18 protein-coding genes are annotated in these 16,833 nt (G+C 66.6%); 10 read left to right on the top strand and 8 right to left on the bottom strand.

Annotated elements, in window-relative coordinates; all coding sequences use genetic code 11:
- Position 1: 1 nt before the first annotated feature.
- Positions 2 to 694, top strand: a complete 693-nt coding sequence (locus O5M90_RS06985; RefSeq protein ID WP_440401905.1) for a flagellar basal body L-ring protein FlgH — start codon at positions 2 to 4, stop codon at positions 692 to 694.
- Positions 695 to 828: 134 nt separating this feature from the next.
- Complete coding sequence (locus O5M90_RS06990) at positions 829 to 1,656, top strand: Crp/Fnr family transcriptional regulator (protein WP_269840478.1); 828 nt, start codon at positions 829 to 831, stop codon at positions 1,654 to 1,656.
- Here O5M90_RS06990 and O5M90_RS06995 read toward each other — a convergent pair.
- Both O5M90_RS06995 and O5M90_RS07000 read right to left on the bottom strand, forming a co-directional pair.
- Positions 1,653 to 2,216, bottom strand: a complete 564-nt coding sequence (locus tag O5M90_RS06995) for a dihydrofolate reductase family protein (RefSeq protein ID WP_269840479.1) — start codon at positions 2,214 to 2,216, stop codon at positions 1,653 to 1,655. The genes O5M90_RS06990 and O5M90_RS06995 overlap by 4 nt on opposite strands.
- Before the next feature lie 115 nt (positions 2,217 to 2,331).
- Positions 2,332 to 3,006 (bottom strand): DJ-1/PfpI family protein, encoded by a 675-nt coding sequence (locus O5M90_RS07000; protein WP_269840480.1) that lies wholly within the window; start codon positions 3,004 to 3,006, stop codon positions 2,332 to 2,334.
- A gap of 92 nt (positions 3,007 to 3,098) precedes the next feature.
- On the opposite strand from O5M90_RS07000, the gene mfd reads away from it, so the two are divergent.
- The 5 genes from mfd to O5M90_RS07025 all read left to right on the top strand — a co-directional run bounded on the left by mfd (position 3,099) and on the right by O5M90_RS07025 (position 8,634).
- A complete protein-coding gene (mfd, locus tag O5M90_RS07005; RefSeq protein WP_440401906.1) occupies positions 3,099 to 6,563 on the top strand; it encodes a transcription-repair coupling factor in 3,465 nt (1,154 codons plus the stop codon).
- A 61-nt stretch (positions 6,564 to 6,624) separates the two neighbouring features.
- A complete protein-coding gene (locus tag O5M90_RS07010; RefSeq protein ID WP_440401907.1) occupies positions 6,625 to 6,948 on the top strand; it encodes an antitoxin in 324 nt (107 codons plus the stop codon).
- A gap of 8 nt (positions 6,949 to 6,956) precedes the next feature.
- On the top strand, positions 6,957 to 7,364 hold the full coding sequence (locus O5M90_RS07015; RefSeq protein ID WP_269840647.1) for a PIN domain-containing protein: 408 nt from the start codon (positions 6,957 to 6,959) through the stop codon (positions 7,362 to 7,364).
- Positions 7,365 to 7,387: 23 nt separating this feature from the next.
- Positions 7,388 to 8,083 (top strand): phosphoserine phosphatase SerB, encoded by a 696-nt coding sequence (serB, locus tag O5M90_RS07020; protein WP_440401908.1) that lies wholly within the window; start codon positions 7,388 to 7,390, stop codon positions 8,081 to 8,083.
- Positions 8,080 to 8,634: a flavin reductase family protein gene (locus O5M90_RS07025; protein WP_269840482.1), complete on the top strand. Its 555-nt coding sequence runs from the start codon at positions 8,080 to 8,082 to the stop codon at positions 8,632 to 8,634. Before serB ends, O5M90_RS07025 begins: the two co-directional genes overlap by 4 nt.
- Here the strand turns inward: O5M90_RS07025 and rraA are convergent.
- The 5 genes from rraA to O5M90_RS07050 all read right to left on the bottom strand — a co-directional run bounded on the left by rraA (position 8,621) and on the right by O5M90_RS07050 (position 12,290).
- Complete coding sequence (gene rraA, locus O5M90_RS07030) at positions 8,621 to 9,121, bottom strand: ribonuclease E activity regulator RraA (protein ID WP_269840483.1); 501 nt, start codon at positions 9,119 to 9,121, stop codon at positions 8,621 to 8,623. The two genes, O5M90_RS07025 and rraA, sit on opposite strands and share 14 nt — an antisense overlap.
- Before the next feature lie 30 nt (positions 9,122 to 9,151).
- Positions 9,152 to 9,382 (bottom strand): RNA-binding S4 domain-containing protein, encoded by a 231-nt coding sequence (locus tag O5M90_RS07035; protein ID WP_269840484.1) that lies wholly within the window; start codon positions 9,380 to 9,382, stop codon positions 9,152 to 9,154.
- A 4-nt stretch (positions 9,383 to 9,386) separates the two neighbouring features.
- Positions 9,387 to 11,111, bottom strand: a complete 1,725-nt coding sequence (locus tag O5M90_RS07040) for a thiamine pyrophosphate-binding protein (RefSeq protein WP_269840485.1) — start codon at positions 11,109 to 11,111, stop codon at positions 9,387 to 9,389.
- Between the two features lie 50 nt (positions 11,112 to 11,161).
- Positions 11,162 to 11,488 carry a DUF6966 domain-containing protein gene (locus tag O5M90_RS07045; protein ID WP_269840486.1) on the bottom strand — a complete coding sequence of 109 codons (327 nt, stop codon included), beginning with the start codon at positions 11,486 to 11,488 and terminating at the stop codon, positions 11,162 to 11,164.
- Positions 11,489 to 11,720: 232 nt separating this feature from the next.
- On the bottom strand, positions 11,721 to 12,290 hold the full coding sequence (locus O5M90_RS07050; RefSeq protein WP_269840487.1) for a YrhB domain-containing protein: 570 nt from the start codon (positions 12,288 to 12,290) through the stop codon (positions 11,721 to 11,723).
- A gap of 242 nt (positions 12,291 to 12,532) precedes the next feature.
- On the opposite strand from O5M90_RS07050, the gene O5M90_RS07055 reads away from it, so the two are divergent.
- Positions 12,533 to 13,201: a hypothetical protein gene (locus O5M90_RS07055; RefSeq protein ID WP_440401909.1), complete on the top strand. Its 669-nt coding sequence runs from the start codon at positions 12,533 to 12,535 to the stop codon at positions 13,199 to 13,201.
- Positions 13,202 to 13,452: 251 nt separating this feature from the next.
- Here the strand turns inward: O5M90_RS07055 and O5M90_RS07060 are convergent, their stop codons facing one another.
- The gene (locus O5M90_RS07060) at positions 13,453 to 14,706 is read right to left on the bottom strand and encodes an MFS transporter (RefSeq protein WP_440401910.1); all 1,254 of its coding nucleotides are present in this window, start codon (positions 14,704 to 14,706) and stop codon (positions 13,453 to 13,455) included.
- A gap of 70 nt (positions 14,707 to 14,776) precedes the next feature.
- Here O5M90_RS07060 and O5M90_RS07065 point away from each other — a divergent pair, with 70 nt between their 5' ends.
- Complete coding sequence (locus O5M90_RS07065) at positions 14,777 to 15,592, top strand: AraC family transcriptional regulator (protein ID WP_269840489.1); 816 nt, start codon at positions 14,777 to 14,779, stop codon at positions 15,590 to 15,592.
- 68 nt (positions 15,593 to 15,660) lie between these two features.
- Positions 15,661 to 16,761: a quinolinate synthase NadA gene (nadA, locus tag O5M90_RS07070; protein WP_269840490.1), complete on the top strand. Its 1,101-nt coding sequence runs from the start codon at positions 15,661 to 15,663 to the stop codon at positions 16,759 to 16,761.
- Positions 16,762 to 16,833: the final 72 nt, after the last annotated feature.

A 16,833-nucleotide genomic window follows, 5' to 3' on the forward strand; every position in this document is an offset into this window, starting at 1 on the left:
GATGAAAGCCATCCCTCTTACCCTTTTGTGCCTGCTGCTGAGCGCCTGCGCCGGCCCCTCGCCCCGCCTGGTGCAGGGCCCGCTGAGCGCGCCCCCGCTGCCGACACCGCAGTATCTGGAGCGCACGCCCAATGGCGCGATCTACCAGGCCCACTTACCGACGGCCTCGCTGTTCTCCAGCGAACGCCGGCCGCAGCACATCGGTGACACCTTGAAGGTCGACATCGCCGAGAGCCTGCAGGCCAGCCAGAAGAACGCCACCGACACCAGCCGCGACAACAAGTTCGCGATCAAGGGGCCGGGCAGTGGCAGCGGCGACGCCAAGTCGGGCGGCTTCTTCGAGTCGCTGCTGAACGCCAATGCGACGGCCGCCGGCAGCGACTCCTTCCGCGGCTCGGGCCAGACCGAGAACAGCAGCAGCTTCAACAGCCAGCTCGCCGTGACCGTCATCAACGTGCTGCCCAACGGCCATCTGCTGGTGGCCGGCGAGCGCAGCATGGCGCTCAACGGCAGCGCCCAGACCCTGCGCTTCTCCGGCGTGGTCGACCCGCGCGACATCAAGGCCGGCAATATCGTGCAGTCGCGCGATGTGGCCAGCGCCCATCTGGAGTCGCTGGGCCGCGGTGAGGTTTCGGAGGCCGCCTCGCGCAGCTGGATCCAGCGCCTGCTGACGCGCAGCCTGTCGATCTGGTAGGGGCTCGCGGCCGGACGCGAATGTTTCCCGCGTGTGTCGCGTGTGCGCCAGCCGCCCGCAGCAAGCCCTGCTTTTCGGGGCTTTGACGCCGCTGCGGCCATGGACACTGAAGCAAAGAAATCAGAGGTATCGAGGTGGCAATTGACAAGAAGGCGGCCGCCGGCGTGGTCGGCATGCCGAATCTGCGTGCGCCCGGCAGCTGTGGGGCGGTAGAAGGCGCCCCCGCACAGAGCTGGCTGAAGCTGGCCACGGTGCAGCACTACGGTCGTGGCCAGGTCATCATCGAGGCCGGTCAGCCGCTGCTGCATTGGATGGCGATACGCGAGGGGGCAACTCGCCTGAGCTCGCGGCCCCATGGTCGTGGGGAGGACGGCGAGGACGTGCCGGTCGCCATCCTGTGGTTCGGCGATGTGATCGGCTGGACCTCACCGGTCGGCAAGGAACTGGCCCGGTACGAGGTCACCGCGCTGACGGCGGTCTCGACCCTGACCATTCCCAAGGAAGGCATTGGCATCACCGGCTCGGCCGAGCAGCTCTGCAAAGCCGATGTGTTCCAGCTCTATGCCGCCACCGCGACCCGCATCCAGGACCAGGTCTCCCTGCGCCTCTCGGGCAATGGCTTCCAGCGCCTGGTCGGCGTGCTGGCCACGCTGGCGATGGCTGCGGCCGGCGCCGCCGGCCTGGCCGCGGCGCGGCGCAGCGGCGGCCTGCATCTGCCGATGGCCCAGGCCCTCATCGGCTCCTTCGCCGGCCTGGCGCGACGCCAGACCTGGGTCTATCTGCAGCAGCTGGCCGAGGCAGGCTGGGTCAGCACCGGCCACTCCAAGCTAATTCTGGAGGCCGCGCCGGCCTGGCTGCAACTGCTGGCCGAGGTCGAGCGCAGCGGCCTGGACTGCATCGCCACCATCGCCGACTGCAACAAGACCCTGTCCGCGCTCTGGCTGGCACAGCAGCGGGCCTAGGCCGAACCCTGGCCGAGCGCATAGCTGATGCGAACCAGGCCGCCGGCCAGCGGCCGCGCCTCCAGCAGGCGCAGCCCATGACGGCCGGCCAAGCCCTGGAACAGCGGCTTGCCACGGCCCAGTATCAGCGGATGCATCAGCAGACACAGCTCATCGACCAGGCCGGCCTCCAGTAGGCTGGACACAAAGGCGGCACCGCCCAGCGCGTGCATGTCCCGGCCGGGCTGCTGCTTCAGCGCTCGAATCGCCGCCAGATCGCGGACCACGCGGGTGTGCTTCCAGCTAGGCTGGCCCATGCGTGTCGACAGCACGATATGGGCGGTCACGGCGGCAAAGCGCGCATAAGCCAGCTCCGCCGGGGCGGCCGCGCCCGGATCGGCCAGGATCGCGTTCCAGTACTGCTCATAGCCCGGATACATGCCACCACCCAACAAGCAGGTGTCGATCCGGGGCATCAGCCCGAAGCCGTCGTCCCAGCTGCCGATCCAGTCCAGCTCGCCGGCCGGCCCCTCGATCAAGCCGTCCACCGACAGCTGCAGTGCCGCAATGATTTTTCTCATGCCCGCCTCCGGTCGCGGGCCAGGCTGCCGGTCACAGGCGATCGGCTTGTCGCTGACCCCGCCCGCTACGACGAAGCAGACCCGGCGGAATCGACAGGAGGATTGCTGCGCGCCGTCAGGGCAGGCTGTCGGCGCCCAGCGCCGCCTGCAGCACCGAGCCATTGGCCGCGCGCCAGTCATAGTCCATCTGGCGGGCGGTGCGGCGCGCCAGCTCGGGGCTGGCCAGCTCGGCCACCAGATGCAAGCTCAGATCGATGCCGGCCGAGATGCCGGCCGATGTGAACAGCCGGCAGGTGCCGCCATGATGCACCCAGGGCTTGGCCTCGACCCAGCGCTGCTTGGCCAGCACCTTCAGCAGCGAGCCGGAAGCCTGGGAGGCGGCGCGCAGATCGTCCAGGTCTTCCCAGTGCGTGATGGCCTCGCGCTCGGTCAGCAGCCCGGCTTTCTCGAGCAGGAAGGCGCCGGTGCAGATCGAGGCCAGCACCTTGAGCCGGCAGCTCTGCACCAGCAGCCAGTCGTCCAGGCCCGGGCGCTGCAGCTCGGCCGTGACCACGCCGCCGGGCACGATCAGCACATCCAGCTCGGGATGCTGGTCCAGCGTGTACTGCGGCGTGACCATCAGGCCGGCACGGGCACGCACCGGGTCAAGGCTGGGCCCCAGGGTCAGCACCTCGAACGGCGGCTCGCTGCCGTCACGCCCGGCCAGGCGCGAGGCGGTCGAGAACACCTCGAAGGGGCCGGCGAAGTCCAGCACCTCGACCTCGTCGAACAGATAAATTCCGAGCTTCATCGCCTGCTTCTCCTGTCTGAGGCTGCAAGCATGCCATGCCTGCCTACAATGCCTCCAGGCCCCGCGACGGGGCTGTTGTCGTTTCTGAAGCCATGCAGCTGCCCCTGATCGTCCCCGGAAAAAAGTTCAACCAGCCCCGCCCCACTGGCTCGGCCGATGCCCTGCTGCTGGCGCGCTTTGCGCTGCAGCAGCGCGAAGCCGGCCGCCTGAGCCTGATCGTCACGGCCGAGCCCGGCGACACGCAGCGGCTGGAGGACGAGCTGAAGTTCTTCGCGCCCGATCTGCGCGTCGCGGTGTTCCCGGACTGGGAGACCCTGCCCTATGACACCTTCTCGCCCCACCAGGACCTGATCTCGGAGCGCCTGGCCACCTTGTGGAGCCTGCTGCAGAGCCAGGGCAAGCCGGTGGACCAGCGTCCGGTCGATGTCGTGCTGCTGCCGGCCACCACCGCGCTCACAAGGCTGGCACCGCCCAGCTTCCTGGCCGCGACCACCTTCCATTTCAAGCAGAAGCAGCGCCTGGATGAGGCCAGCCTGAAGTCGCAGCTGACCCTGGGCGGCTACACCCATGTCAGCCAGGTCGTCTCGCCCGGCGAGTACGCGGTGCGCGGCGGGCTGATCGATCTGTTCCCCATGGGTTCGCTGGTGCCTTACCGGGTCGACCTGTTCGGCGACGAGGTCGACTCGATCCGCACCTTCGACCCCGACAGCCAGCGCAGCCTCTACCCGGTGCCCGAAGTGCGGCTGCTGCCGGGCCGCGAGTTCCCGATGGACGAGGCCTCGCGCAAGGCCTTCCGCTCGCGCTGGCGCGAGAAGATGGAGGGCGACCCGAGCAAGTCGCGCATCTACAAGGACATCGACCAGGGCATTGCCAGCGGCGGCATCGAGTACTACCTGCCGATCTTCTTCGAGCAGACCGCAACGCTGTTCGACTTCGTCGGCGCCGAGCTGGGCTTGGCACTGCACGGCGATATCGACGCGGCGCTGAACCGTTTCTGGACCGACACCCGCGAGCGCCACCGCTTCCTGCAGCACGACCCCGATAGACCCATCCTGCCGCCCGAAGAGCTGTTCCTGAAGGTCGAGGACTTCTTCGCGCTGACGCACAGCCATGCGGTGCTGGCGGTGCGGGGCAGCGAGGCCGTCGACTATGCGCGGCCGCTGCCCGATGTGTCGGTCGAACGCGGCGCGCAGGAGCCGCTGGCCCGGCTGGGCGCGCACTTGAAGAGCACACCGCATCGCGTGCTGATCCTGGCCGAGAGCGAGGGCCGGCGCGAGAGCCTCTTGGAGCTGCTGCGCGACAACAAGATAGAGCCGCCCTCGGTGAAGGACCTGGCCGAGTTCGAGGCCAGCGACGAGAAGTTCGCGATCACCGCAGCGCCGCTGGCCGCCGGTTTCTTCTGGCGCGAGCCCGAGGCAGGCCGAGAGATCCAGCTTTTCACCGAAACCGAGCTGTTCGCGACCACGCCGACGACGCGGCGCCGCCGCAAGCAGGAGCAGGTCAGCGATGTCAATGCGCTGATCAAGGACCTGTCCGAGCTCAAGGTCGGCGACCCGGTGGTGCACAGCAACCATGGCATCGGCCGCTACCAGGGCCTGATCAATATCGATATCGGCGACGGTGCCAGCGAATTCCTGCACCTGGAGTACGCCGACAAGGCCACGCTGTACGTGCCGGTGGCCCAGCTGCACCTGATCAGCCGCTACACCGGCGTCTCCGCCGAAGAGGCGCCACTGCACCGGCTCGGTTCGGGCCAGTGGGAGAAGGCCAAGCGCAAGGCGGCCGAGCAGGTGCGCGACACCGCCGCCGAACTGTTGAACCTCTATGCCCGCCGCGCCGCGCGCGAGGGCCATGCCTTCCGCTACTCGGGCCATGACTACGAGGCCTTTGCCGCCAGCTTCGGCTTCGAGGAAACGCCCGACCAGCGCGCCGCGATCCATGCGGTGATCCAGGACATGATCAGCCCCAAGCCCATGGACCGCCTGGTCTGCGGCGATGTCGGCTTCGGCAAGACCGAGGTGGCGCTGCGCGCCGCCTTTGTCGCGGTGATGGGCGGCAAGCAGGTCGCGGTGCTGGCGCCGACCACGCTGCTGGCCGAGCAGCATTTCCAGAACATCGCCGACCGCTTCGGCAAGTGGCCGGTCAAGGTGGCCGAGATGAGCCGCTTCCGCTCGGCCAAGGAGATCAAGGCCGCGATGGAGGGCCTGGCCGACGGCACGATAGACATCGTGATCGGCACCCACAAGCTGCTCAGCGCCGAGGTCAAGTTCGCCCGCCTGGGCCTTTTGGTGATCGACGAGGAGCACCGCTTCGGCGTGCGCCACAAGGAGGCGATGAAGGCGATGCGCGCCGAGGTCGATGTGCTGACGCTGACCGCGACGCCTATCCCGCGCACGCTGGGCATGGCGCTGGAAGGACTGCGCGATCTCAGCGTGATCGCGACCGCGCCGCAGCGGCGACTGGCGATCAAGACCTTTGTGCGGGCCGAGAGCAGCGGCACGATACGCGAGGCCATGCTGCGCGAGCTCAAGCGCGGCGGCCAGGTCTACTTCCTGCACAACGAGGTCGACACCATCGAGAACCGGCGCCAGAAGCTCGAGGAGCTGGTGCCCGAGGCCCGCATCATCGTCGCCCATGGCCAGATGCCCGAGCGCGAGCTGGAGCGGGTGATGCGGGAGTTCGTCGGCGGCAAGCACAACGTCTTGCTCTGCTCGACCATCATCGAGACCGGCATCGATGTGCCCAGCGCCAACACCATCATCATCGCGCGCGCCGACAAGTTCGGCCTGGCCCAGCTGCACCAGCTGCGCGGCCGCGTCGGCCGCTCGCATCACCAGGCCTATGCCTATCTGATGGTGCCCGACATCCAGGGCCTGACCAAGCAGGCCACCCAGCGCCTGGACGCGATCCAGGCGATGGAGGAGCTGGGCTCGGGCTTCTATCTGGCCATGCATGATCTGGAGATCCGCGGCGCCGGCGAGGTGCTGGGCGAGAACCAGAGCGGCAACATGATGGAAGTCGGCTTCCAGCTCTACAACGAAATGCTCAGCGAGGCGGTGCGCTCGCTGAAGGCCGGCAAGGAGCCGGATCTACTGAGCCCGCTGGCGGCCGTCACCGAGATCAATCTGCATGCGCCGGCCCTGCTGCCCGATGCCTATTGCGGCGATGTCCATGTGCGCCTGAGCCTCTACAAGCGCCTGGCCACGGCCGACAAGAGCGAGCAGATCGACAAGCTGCTCGAAGAAGTCACCGACCGCTTCGGCAAGCTGCCGGCCCAGGGCCAGACCCTGTTCGACACGCACCGCCTGCGCGTGCTGGCCAAGCCCTATGGCGTGGCCAAGATCGACGCGGCGCCCAGCGTGATGAATATCAACTTCCGCCCGAATCCGCCGATCGACGCGATGCGCGTGATCGAGCTGGTGCAGAAGAACCGCAATATCAAGCTGGTCGGCAACGACAAGCTGCGCATCGACAAGGCGCTCAGTGATCCCAAGGACCGTGCGCAGGCGATCCGCGAGGTGCTGCGCCTGCTGGGCCAGCCCTTGAAGCAGGATTGATGTTCGGCATATGCTGCGGCATAGGCTAGACTTCACACACCGCCACCGTCTGGAGTCTGCCATGCCCCATGCCAGCGAAAGCGCTCCCGCCTATATGCCGGAAAGCACCGAGCGCCATGTCCGCCTGTTCCGCAACGGCGCCAACCAGGCGGTGCGCATCCCCAGGGAGTTCGAGTTGCCGGGCAACGAGGCATTGATGCGCCGCGAGGGCGACCGGCTGATCATCGAGGCCATCAAGCCAGAGTACGAGAAGGGATCACCGGCTGCGCTGCTGGCCGCCCTTGCAGAGCTGGCCAAGCAAGGCCCCATCGACGACGAATTCCCCGACGTGGATGCAGGGCTGCTCCCCCTGGATGACATCGTGCTGGAAGCGCCGGACTCCTGAGCCGCACGATGCTTTACCTGCTGGACACCAACATCATCAGCCACCTCATGCGGGACGCGGAGGGCAGCGCCGCCAAGCGCCTGGAGGATCGACTCCAAACCCTCGGCGCCTGTCAACTTTCCACCAGCACCGTGGTGCAATGCGAGCTGCTCTACGGTCTGCAAAAACGCCCCTCCCCTCGCCTGCAGCGTCAGTACGAAATCGCCATGCGGCCACTGCTGCTGCTGCCGCTGGACGACAAGGTGGCGCCGGTTTACGCCTCGCTGCGCGCCCAACTTGAAGCCGCCGGCACCCCCATCGGCCCCAACGACCTCTTGATCGCCGCCCATGCGCTGGCACTGGGGGCCACCCTGGTCAGCGCGGATGCGGAGTTCCGGCGTGTGCCGGGACTGAACGTTGAAAACTGGCTGAACTGACCTTCTCAATCCAAGCTATGCCGATGCAAGACCTCATCACCCAGGGCTTCACGCCCCCGCTGCGACTGGCCGACTTCAAGCTCGCCGCCTTCGACATGGACTCGACCCTGATCAATATCGAGTGCATCGACGAGATCGCCGACGCGGCCGGCAAGAAGGCCGAGGTGGCCGCCATCACCGAGGCCGCGATGCGCGGCGAGATCACGGACTTCAAGGACAGCCTGCGCCGCCGTCTGGCGCTGCTGAAGGGCGTGCCGGTCAGCGCCTTGGAGCAGGTGCTGCGCGAGCGTCTTCAGTTCAACCCCGGTGCCCGCGAGCTGTGCGCCGCGCTCAAGGCCGCCGGGCTGAAGCTAGTGCTGGTCTCGGGTGGCTTTACCTTCTTCACCCGCTATGTCGCGGCCGAGTTGGGCATGGATTACGTGCGCAGCAACGAGCTGCAAATCGTCGACGGCGCGCTGACCGGGGGCCTGGTGATGCAGGCCTGGGGCGAAATCTGCGATGGCGAGGAGAAGCGTCGCATGCTGTTGCAATGCGCGGCCGAGATCGGCGCCACGCCGGCGCAGACCATCGCTGTCGGCGACGGCGCCAACGATCTGCCCATGATGGGCGCCGCCGGCCTCTCGGTGGCCTTCCATGCCAAACCCAAGGTGCGTGAGCAGGCCATGGTGGCGATCAACGAAGGCGGGCTGGACCGCCTGCTGAGTGTGTTCGCCGCATGAGGGTCGCCGTCGACCTGGCCAAGGCCAGCCGCCTCTTGAACCACGGCCCCACCGTATTGGTGGCCAGCGCGCATGGCGGGCAGCGCGATGTGATGGCGGCGGCCTGGAATATGCCGCTCGATTTCTCGCCGCCCAAGGTGGCGGTCGTCATCGACAAGAACACCTTCAGCCGCCGCCTGATCGAGGCCTCCGGCGAATTCGTGCTGAGCGTGCCCTGCGCGGCCCAGATCGAGATGGTGGTCGGTGTCGGCAACAGCAGCGGCCGCGATCTGGACAAGTTCGCGCGCTGGAATCTCGCCACCGCGCCGGCCTCGCAGGTCCAGGCACCGCTGATCGCCGGCTGCCTGGCCTGGTTGGAATGCCGCGTCTACCCCGAGCCGCACAACGAGAAGACCTACGACCTGTTCCTGGCCGAGGTCGTGGCGGCCTGGGCCGACGACGCGGCCTTCATCAACGGACGCTGGCAAGACCTGGCACCGCCGCAGCGGGCCCTGCATCATCTGGGCGGTGGCGAGTTCTTCACCAGCGCCGGTTCGATCAAGGCGGGCTGAGGGGCTTGGCGCTGATCACGACACCGTCGTCGTCGGCATAGAGCCAGTCACCCGGGCGCACCCACAGCCCATGCAGTTGCAGGGCCACATCGGCCAGGCCCTGGCCGCGCCGCTCGGTAGGCATGGGCACATGGCCCAGCGCCAGGATGCCGAGCTGGGTGGCGCGCAGCTCGGCCAGATCGCGCACGCAGCCATGGATCAGCAGGCCGGCCCAGCCGTTCTTGGCGGCGGCGGCGGCCAGATTGCCGCCAATCAGCGCGCGCTGCATCGAGCCGCCGCCATCGAACACCAGCACCCGGCCCTGACCGGGGCTCTCGACAGCGCTCTTGAGCAGGCTGTTGTCCTCCAGCGCGCGCACCGTCGTGACCGGGCCGGCAAAGCGCGCCAGGCCACCATAGCTGCGGTAGAGGCCGCCGGGGACGACGCGGAACTCGCCGCTGTCGTCGCTCTTGTGCTCGTCGCAGAAATCGCAGGTCGAAAAGTTCATCGGCGGCTTCCTTGTGCTTCAGTGCTTGCGTTAGTCTTGCAGCGGATCGGCCAGCACCTTGATGCGCGCGCCCTGCAGGCTCACGACCTGGCCAGCACGGATCTTGGCGGTCTTGCGCAACTCGGTCTGCCCGTCCACCTGGACCTGATGCTCGGTGATCATCATGCGGGCCACGCCGCCGCTATCGGCCAGGCCGGTGGCCTTGAGCAGCTTGTCCAGCTCGATGAATTCGCCGCGCAGTTCGAAGTTGATGTGTTCCATCCCCTCATTGTCCCAGACGCTGTCTGGCCGCCTCGCGGATCGCCGTCAGCGTGCTGCGGCTGGTCGAGACATCGGTGGACAGGCGCAGATGCAAGAGCGTCGGCTTGCCGGCCGCCAGCGCAGCCTGCAGCGCCGGGGCGAAGTCCTCGGTGTGATCGACACGCTGGGCGGCCCAGCCATAGGCCAGCGCCAGTTGCACGAAGTCGGGATTGAACAGATCGCTGCCCGAGACCCGGCCCGGGTACTCGCGCTCCTGATGCATCCTGATCGTGCCGTAAGTGCCGTTGTCGACCACCACCGAGATCAGCCGTTTCGCGCCATAGCCGGTGGCAGTGGCCAGTTCCTGGCCGGTCATCAGGAAGTCGCCATCACCGGCGATATTGACGACCCAGCGCTCGGGATCGAGCAGGCTGGCCGCCACGGCCGCCGGCACGCCGTAACCCATCGCGCCCGAGGTCGGGGCCAACTGGGTGCGGCCATGCTGGTGCAGCGCCGGGTACTGATGGAAGCGGTGCAGCCAGCCGCTGTAGTTGCCGGCGCCATTGGTGAAGATGGTGCCCTCGGGCATCGCCCGGCTCAGGGTCTTGACGACCTCGGCCATGTCCAGCGGGCTGACCGGCTGGGGGAGCAGATTCGCTTGGTAGTCGGCATGGGCCTGATGCGCCCAGTCGGTCCAGGCGACGCTGTCCGGCGCCGCCAGGCTCTGCAGCGCCTGGGCCGCACAGCTCATGCTGGCATTGATCATCAGATCGGCCGCATAGACACGGCCCAGCTCCTCGGCGCCGGCATGGATGTGCAGCAGTTGCTGGCTGGGGCGCGGTGCCTGCAGCAAGGTGTAGCCACCGGTGGTCATCTCGCCCAGGCGCGGGCCCACCGCGAGGATCAGGTCGGCCTGCTGCACCCGCTGCGCCAGCTTCGGATTGATGCCGATGCCCACATCGCCGGCATAGAGCGGGTGGCGGTTGTCGAACAGATCCTGGAAGCGGAAGGCACAGCCGACCGGCAATTGCCAGGCCTCGGCAAAGCGCTGCAGCGCCGCGCAGCTGTCAGGCGTCCAGCCGCCGCCGCCGACGATCACCAGGGGCCGCAGGGCCGCCAGCAGCCGCGAGCGCAGATCGGCCAGCGCGGCCGGCGCCGGCCAGGCCTGGGCCGGCGCGACGCGCGGCAGCACCGGCGCGGCCGTCATCTCGGTCAGCATGTCCTCGGGCAGCACCAGCACGACCGGGCCGGGCCGGCCCTGCAGCGCGGTATGGAAAGCGCGGGCGATGTACTCGGGCAGGCGGTCGGCATCCTGCACCTCGCCGACCCATTTGGCGAAACCCAGCGTGCCGGGGCCGAACATCTGGCGGTAGTCGAGCTCCTGAAACGCCTCGCGGTCGCGCTGCTCGCTGGCCACCTGGCCGATGAAGAGAATCATCGGCGTGCTGTCCTGGAAGGCGGTGTGCAGGCCGATGCTGGCATTGGTGGCGCCCGGCCCGCGGGTCACGAAGCAGATGCCAGGCCGGCCCGTCAGCTTGCCTTGGGCCTCGGCCATGAAGGCCGCCCCGCCCTCCTGGCGGCAGGCGATGAAGCGGATGCCTTTGTCGCGGTGCTCGTGAAAGCCGTCCAGCACAGCCAGATAGCTCTCGCCGGGGACTCCAAAAACAAAATCCACCCCTTGGGCGATCAGAGCTTCGACGAGGGCATGGCCGGCAAGGCGCGCGCCGGTTCCGTTGTGACTACTGTTCATGGCGGCTGACTGTAGCGAGTGCCGGGATTCGTGCAAGCGTGCAATGGCGATCAAGCGTTACCGGGGCTCGCAGCCGATTCCTCTTGCGCCAATTTATGAGCCAGTTCGTAGATTTTTTGACGCAGCGCTGAAATTCTGTCGTCATCCACCAGGCCGACAACCCTTCCGTCGATGTTCGGCTGCGTAAAGGTCACATCGTTCAGACTGCCCATCCCACCGAATGCCTGTAGTAGGTGCTGCACCCCGTAGAAATCGAGGCTCCGAATGAGTTGGGCATCTCGCTCCATCCAACTTGCCCGGTGGTCATCGCGATGCTTGCGAAGCAGCGCCGCCGCCTCATCAAGCATATCCACCAGTTTCACAATCTCTGGGTGCATAAGGTTTAGGCCTGCTTGTCCGAGTGACTGTTCTTTTCGCTTATCGGTCTAGATACCGAATCGCCAGGCACTCCAAAAATGTCGGCAATGCCCTGTTCGATGAGGGCCTCAACGAGGACGTGGCCGGCGAGACGCTCGGAGGATGCGATCGGGCGGAGGGGCATGCGGCTGAATTTAGAAGGCGGTGAAGTTGATGCAAATCCTCAACGGCTATTGCTGGCGGGGCTCGCTCCTACGCACCTGTCGCGAGTGGAGAGCCAATGTCTGGCATGCAGAAGACCTGACGCTCCCCATAGGAAATTTCCGCGATAAAACCTAGTGACGCAAGTGTGGATACCAACGCCCGCGCGCCATCGACGCTGGCCGTTCCTATGGGAACAGCATGCCCGTTCAAGCAAGCGTCAACCGTTTGCTTGGCTTCGCTAAGGCCGAGAGACGTTGCCGACCTGATGGTTTGAGTCGCGGACACCTTCGACGCGCCAATCTTCCATCCAGAGAGCACCACTTCCGCGTTTGGAGCAGCATTTGGGTCCCCGCAGAAGCGGTAGGCCGCCATGCTTTCGTCTACCGATCGGTGGTAGCTGATGATGGCCGGCGTCGCGCCATCACGAGGAACAAAGAGTGGAGCGTTGCCAACGAGCATTGACGAGAAGTCCCCGGTGGCAAGGTAGTCCTCGCCCTGGTGATAAAACACCCAACCTTCGTCGCGCTCTTCGGTTGCGGTTTCTATCAAGGCAAGCCCATTACCAATAGCGCCTAGCCGTTCAAAGGCTGCGGAGAGGGCCTGTTGGAACGTTCTCATTGGAAACGGACTGATTTGGATACCGTATCGCCGGGCACGCCGAAGACGGAACTCACGCCTTGAGAAATCAATGCTTCGACCAAAGCATGGCCGGCGAGTCTAGATCGTGTATTGCCCATGCCATCAACTGTAGCGCCGGCTACTACGACCATGTATGAGGCCTTTTACTCAGCGCGCAGGCATGAGGCCATCACCTCTGGCATGAGATAGTTGCCTGAAAAACAAAGTAGAGGGAGTTCGACATGATTGGATTGATCGCATTGGCGTTTTTGGTAGCCGCAATCTTCGTGGCTTGGCTGTTTACGCGACTGTTTGACGAGCGTATCCGGCCACTTGTTTGGGTTGGAGTTATAGGCTGCGCTATCGCCTTTCCGTTTCTCCACTTTCTCTACCCCAGTTACTGGGAGTACCAGGCGCTGTGCAAGAGCCCAGATCGGTTTGTCGTGCATGAAGTAGTTCCGGTGCGAAGTGTGTTCTACGGCACCAGCGCCATGTATGCATACCGCTTCGGGCAAAGGCACAAGTACGAAAGCGTAGACATCAAGGAGGGGCACTTCGGATACTTCCGCCTTACCAACACTTCCGAATGGGCAACACCAGCGTGCCAGAAGGCGTGTGCGGACCCATCAGTCTTCGTATGGGAGAAAACCTGCCTTCCTGGCTGTGTATCCAAGACCCCAATAACCGCCCCTGAAGTCGAACCCAAGTTTGTCAGCGCAGAGTCCATCTTGGTCGAAGGCCGCCTTACGGCAAGCCGTATCAAGGTGAACACCCCCGACGGCCGCAAGCTAGCAACCAGCAGCGCCTACACCTACTACCCCTACGGACAAGGTTGGGCATCGCTGCTGGGCGGTGCTAGCGGCTCCCCCCCTCCACGACATGCGAGCATGACCAGCGGCTTTGGGATCTAGCTTTCTTTAGACCAAAGGCCCATTGATTCAATAGCGAGTAGCCGGTGGCTGACTCGGCTGAACAGGGGCAGTTAGAGGCACGTTCCGACGAGTTAATACAACGTATCACTTGGCACGCCGAAGACGGTATGGACACCCTGGGCGATCAAGGCCTCGACCAGCAGGTGGCCGGCCAGTCGTGATGAAGTGGAGTCAGGGCTTTGTGGCATGGGCCGGATGTAGCGCCGGCCAGGGCCGGCGCACATCAGCGCTTATGCGGTGGCCAGCCGCGTGCGGGCGATGCGCAGACCGACCAGGCCGGCCGAGGCGATGCCCAGGCCCAGGGCCGCGGCCGAGCCGGCGAACACGCCGGCCGGATGGCCGCCGTCCAACAAGGCGCCGAATACCGGCGCGGCCAGCGCGAAGCCGACATCCAGGCCCGAGTACACCGTGCCGTAGACCCGGCCGGTGGCGCCCGGGGGCGCGGCGCGCTTGATCAGCATGTCGCGCGAGGGCCCGGCCAGGCCGGTGCCGAAGCCGGCCAGCGCGGTGGCTGCCGCAGCCACCAGCGGCGGCAGCCAGCCGGCCGCGACCAGCAGCAGCAGGCCGGCGGCCAGCGCCATCGCCAGCGCGATCGTGCGTTCCAGGCGCTGCACCTTGGCGACCAGGAAGCCGCCGATCACCATGCCCAGTGCGCCGCACAGCATATAGCCGGTCACCACATAGGCGGTCAGGCTCAGCGGCAGGCCGTACATCTGGCCCAGCGCCGGGCTGGCAAAGCTCTGGATCGCGCTCAACGCGGCGGTCGTGAAGAAGAAGAACGAGAAGCACAGCCAGACCGAGGGCAGGCGCAGAAAGGCCATCGGATGCTCTTCCTTGACACCGGCGGCAGGCTTGGCATGGCCCCAGGAACCCTGGCTGTCATCAATCGCCGCGCGCTTGAGGAACAGCAGCGCGATCACCGCCAGCGCCACCAGGCCGGTGCCCAGATAGGCATAGCGCCAGTTGCCGGTGGCCTCGGCGATGCCGATCGAGAACACCGGCGCCAGCGCCCAGCCCAGGTTGCCGGTGATGCCATGCACCGAGAAGGCATGGCCCAGGCGCGGCTGCGAGACGCGCTTGTTCAGTATCGTGAAGTCCACCGGGTGGAAAGGCGAGTTGCCCAGGCCCGCCAGCGCCGCCGCCAGCATCAGGCCGGCAAAGCCGGTGGCCATGCCGGCCGCGACCGAGGCCAGCACAAAGCAGGCCAGCGCCGCGAACAGCACCGGCCGTGCGCCGCGCTTGTCAACCAGAAAACCGGCCAGCGCCTGGCCGATGCCCGAGATCACGAAGAAGGTCGTGACCAGCAGGCCCAGCTCCGAATAGCTGAGCCCGAAATCCTTGATGAAGGCCGGGAACAGCGGCGGCAGCAGCATGTGGAAGAAGTGCGAGGTGCCGTGGGCCAGGCCGATCAGGCTGATCGTGCCGTAGTCGCGCCGGGCCTGGGCGCGGCCGTCGAGGGTGAGGGAGGCGGTATGCGTCGTCATGGCGCCAATGTAGGCGGCGGCGGCGCGGCCGGGTTACGATAGATCGCCAAGCTTTGTCGCAATCACGCCAATGGCCACCTCTCGATCCGCCACGCGCACCAGCCTGCCGCCCGCCGACCCGCGCCGTTACGCCCCGAGCCCGGAGCGCCCGCTGCGCGGCAAGGCGCGGCTGATGGAGCACCAGATGGACATCCAGCCGCACCAGCACGACTGGGGCCAGCTGGTGTTCTCGGTGGGTGGGGCGGTGCGCGTCAGCACCAGCGCGAGCACCTTCATCGTGCCACCTTCGCGTGCGGTCTGGATCGCGCCGCGCATCGTCCATGCGGTCTCGGCTATCGAGCGGGCCGATCTGCGCACGCTCTATCTGCATGAGAGCCTCACACAGGCGCCCGCCTGGTCGCAATGCCGGGTGCTGGAGGTTTCGCCGCTGCTGCGCGAGCTGGTGCTGCAGCTGCCCACCGACCCGGACGCCGCGCCCGACACCCCGGCCGAGCGCGAACGCTGCATCACCCATCTGATCGTCGACGAGCTGGTCCGGGCGCGCAGCCTGCGCCTGGGCGTGGCCCTGCCGCAGGACAAGCGCCTGCTGCGGCTGTGCCAGGCCATCATCGAAGAGCCGGGCCGCCACAGCAGTCTGGCCGACTGGGCCGCCGAGGTCGGCGCCAGCGAGCGCACGATCTCGCGTCTGTTCCGCGAACAGCTGGGCAGCGGCTACGGCCAGTGGCGCAGCCAGGTGCTGCTGGCCCATGCGCTGTCGATGGCCGCGCGGCAAAAGCCGATGAGCCATATCGCCGCCGAGCTCGGCTATGCCAGCGCCAGCGCCTTCACCGCGATGGTGACGCGCACCGTGGGCATGCCGCCAAGCCGCTTCTTTGCCGAGGCCTGAGCAAGGCCATCGCGCTCCGAAAGGCCTGACGCCAACGGGCGGCATGGCCGCAGACCTAAAATCCGCTGATGACTCAGGTTCTCTTCGACTACACCCGCCAGGACGCCGAAGGCGCCAGTTGCACCGCCCATGCCTGGGCCAAGGTGCCGGCGCCCTTGACGCCCAGCCAGCGTGCCACGCTGAAAGCCCGCGCCGCCGCGCTGCTGAAGGCCCGCAATGCGGTGCTGGTGGCGCATTACTACGTGGACGGCGATCTGCAGGATCTGGCGCTGGAGACCGGCGGCATCGTCTCCGACTCGCTGGAGATGGCCCGCTTCGGCCGCGACCACGAAGCCCAGACCCTGATCGTCGCCGGCGTGCGCTTCATGGGCGAGAGCGCCAAGATCCTGTCCCCGGAGAAGCGCGTGCTGATGCCCGATCTGGACGCCACCTGCTCGCTGGACCTGGGTTGCCCGGCCGATGAGTTCGCGGCCTTCTGCGACGCCCATCCGGACCGCAAGGTGGTGGTCTACGCCAACACCAGCGCGGCGGTGAAGGCGCGCGCCGACTGGATGGTCACCAGCTCCTGCGCGCTCGAAATCGTCGCCGAGCTGAAGGCCAAGGGCGAGAAGATCCTGTGGGCGCCGGATCGCCATCTGGGCCGCTACATCCAGGAGCAGACCGGTGCCGACATGCTGATGTGGAACGGCGCCTGCATCGTCCACGACGAGTTCAAGGGTCTGGAGCTGGACCTGTTGAGCGAGCAGCATCCGGACGCGATGATTCTGGTCCACCCCGAGTCGCCCAAGAGCGTGGTCGACAAGGCCCACGTCGTGGGCTCGACCTCGGCGCTGATCAAGGCCGTGGTCGAAGGCAAGGCGCAGGAATACATCGTCGCCACCGACAACGGCATCCTGCACCGCATGCGCCAGCTGGCGCCCGGGAAGACCCTGATCGAGGCGCCCACCGCCGGCAACAGCGCCACCTGCAAGAGCTGCGCGCACTGCCCCTGGATGGCGATGAACGGGCTGCAGGGCGTGATTGACTGCCTGGAACAGGGCCAGGGCGAGATCCAGATCGACGAGCCGGTGCGTATCAAGGCGCTGGGCTGCATCGAACGCATGCTGGACTTCACGGCGGCGCTGAAAGCCCGGACGGCCGGCATGAAGACCGGCATAGGCGCAGCCTGAATAAGGGGGAATGGCGCCCGTTTTTCGTCTGCAGGGAGCGCTATAAAGCGAATACGCTTGCGCGGATCCACA

The organism is Paucibacter sp. M5-1 (genome assembly GCF_027498415.2).
Lineage (GTDB): Bacteria > Pseudomonadota > Gammaproteobacteria > Burkholderiales > Burkholderiaceae_C > Roseateles_E.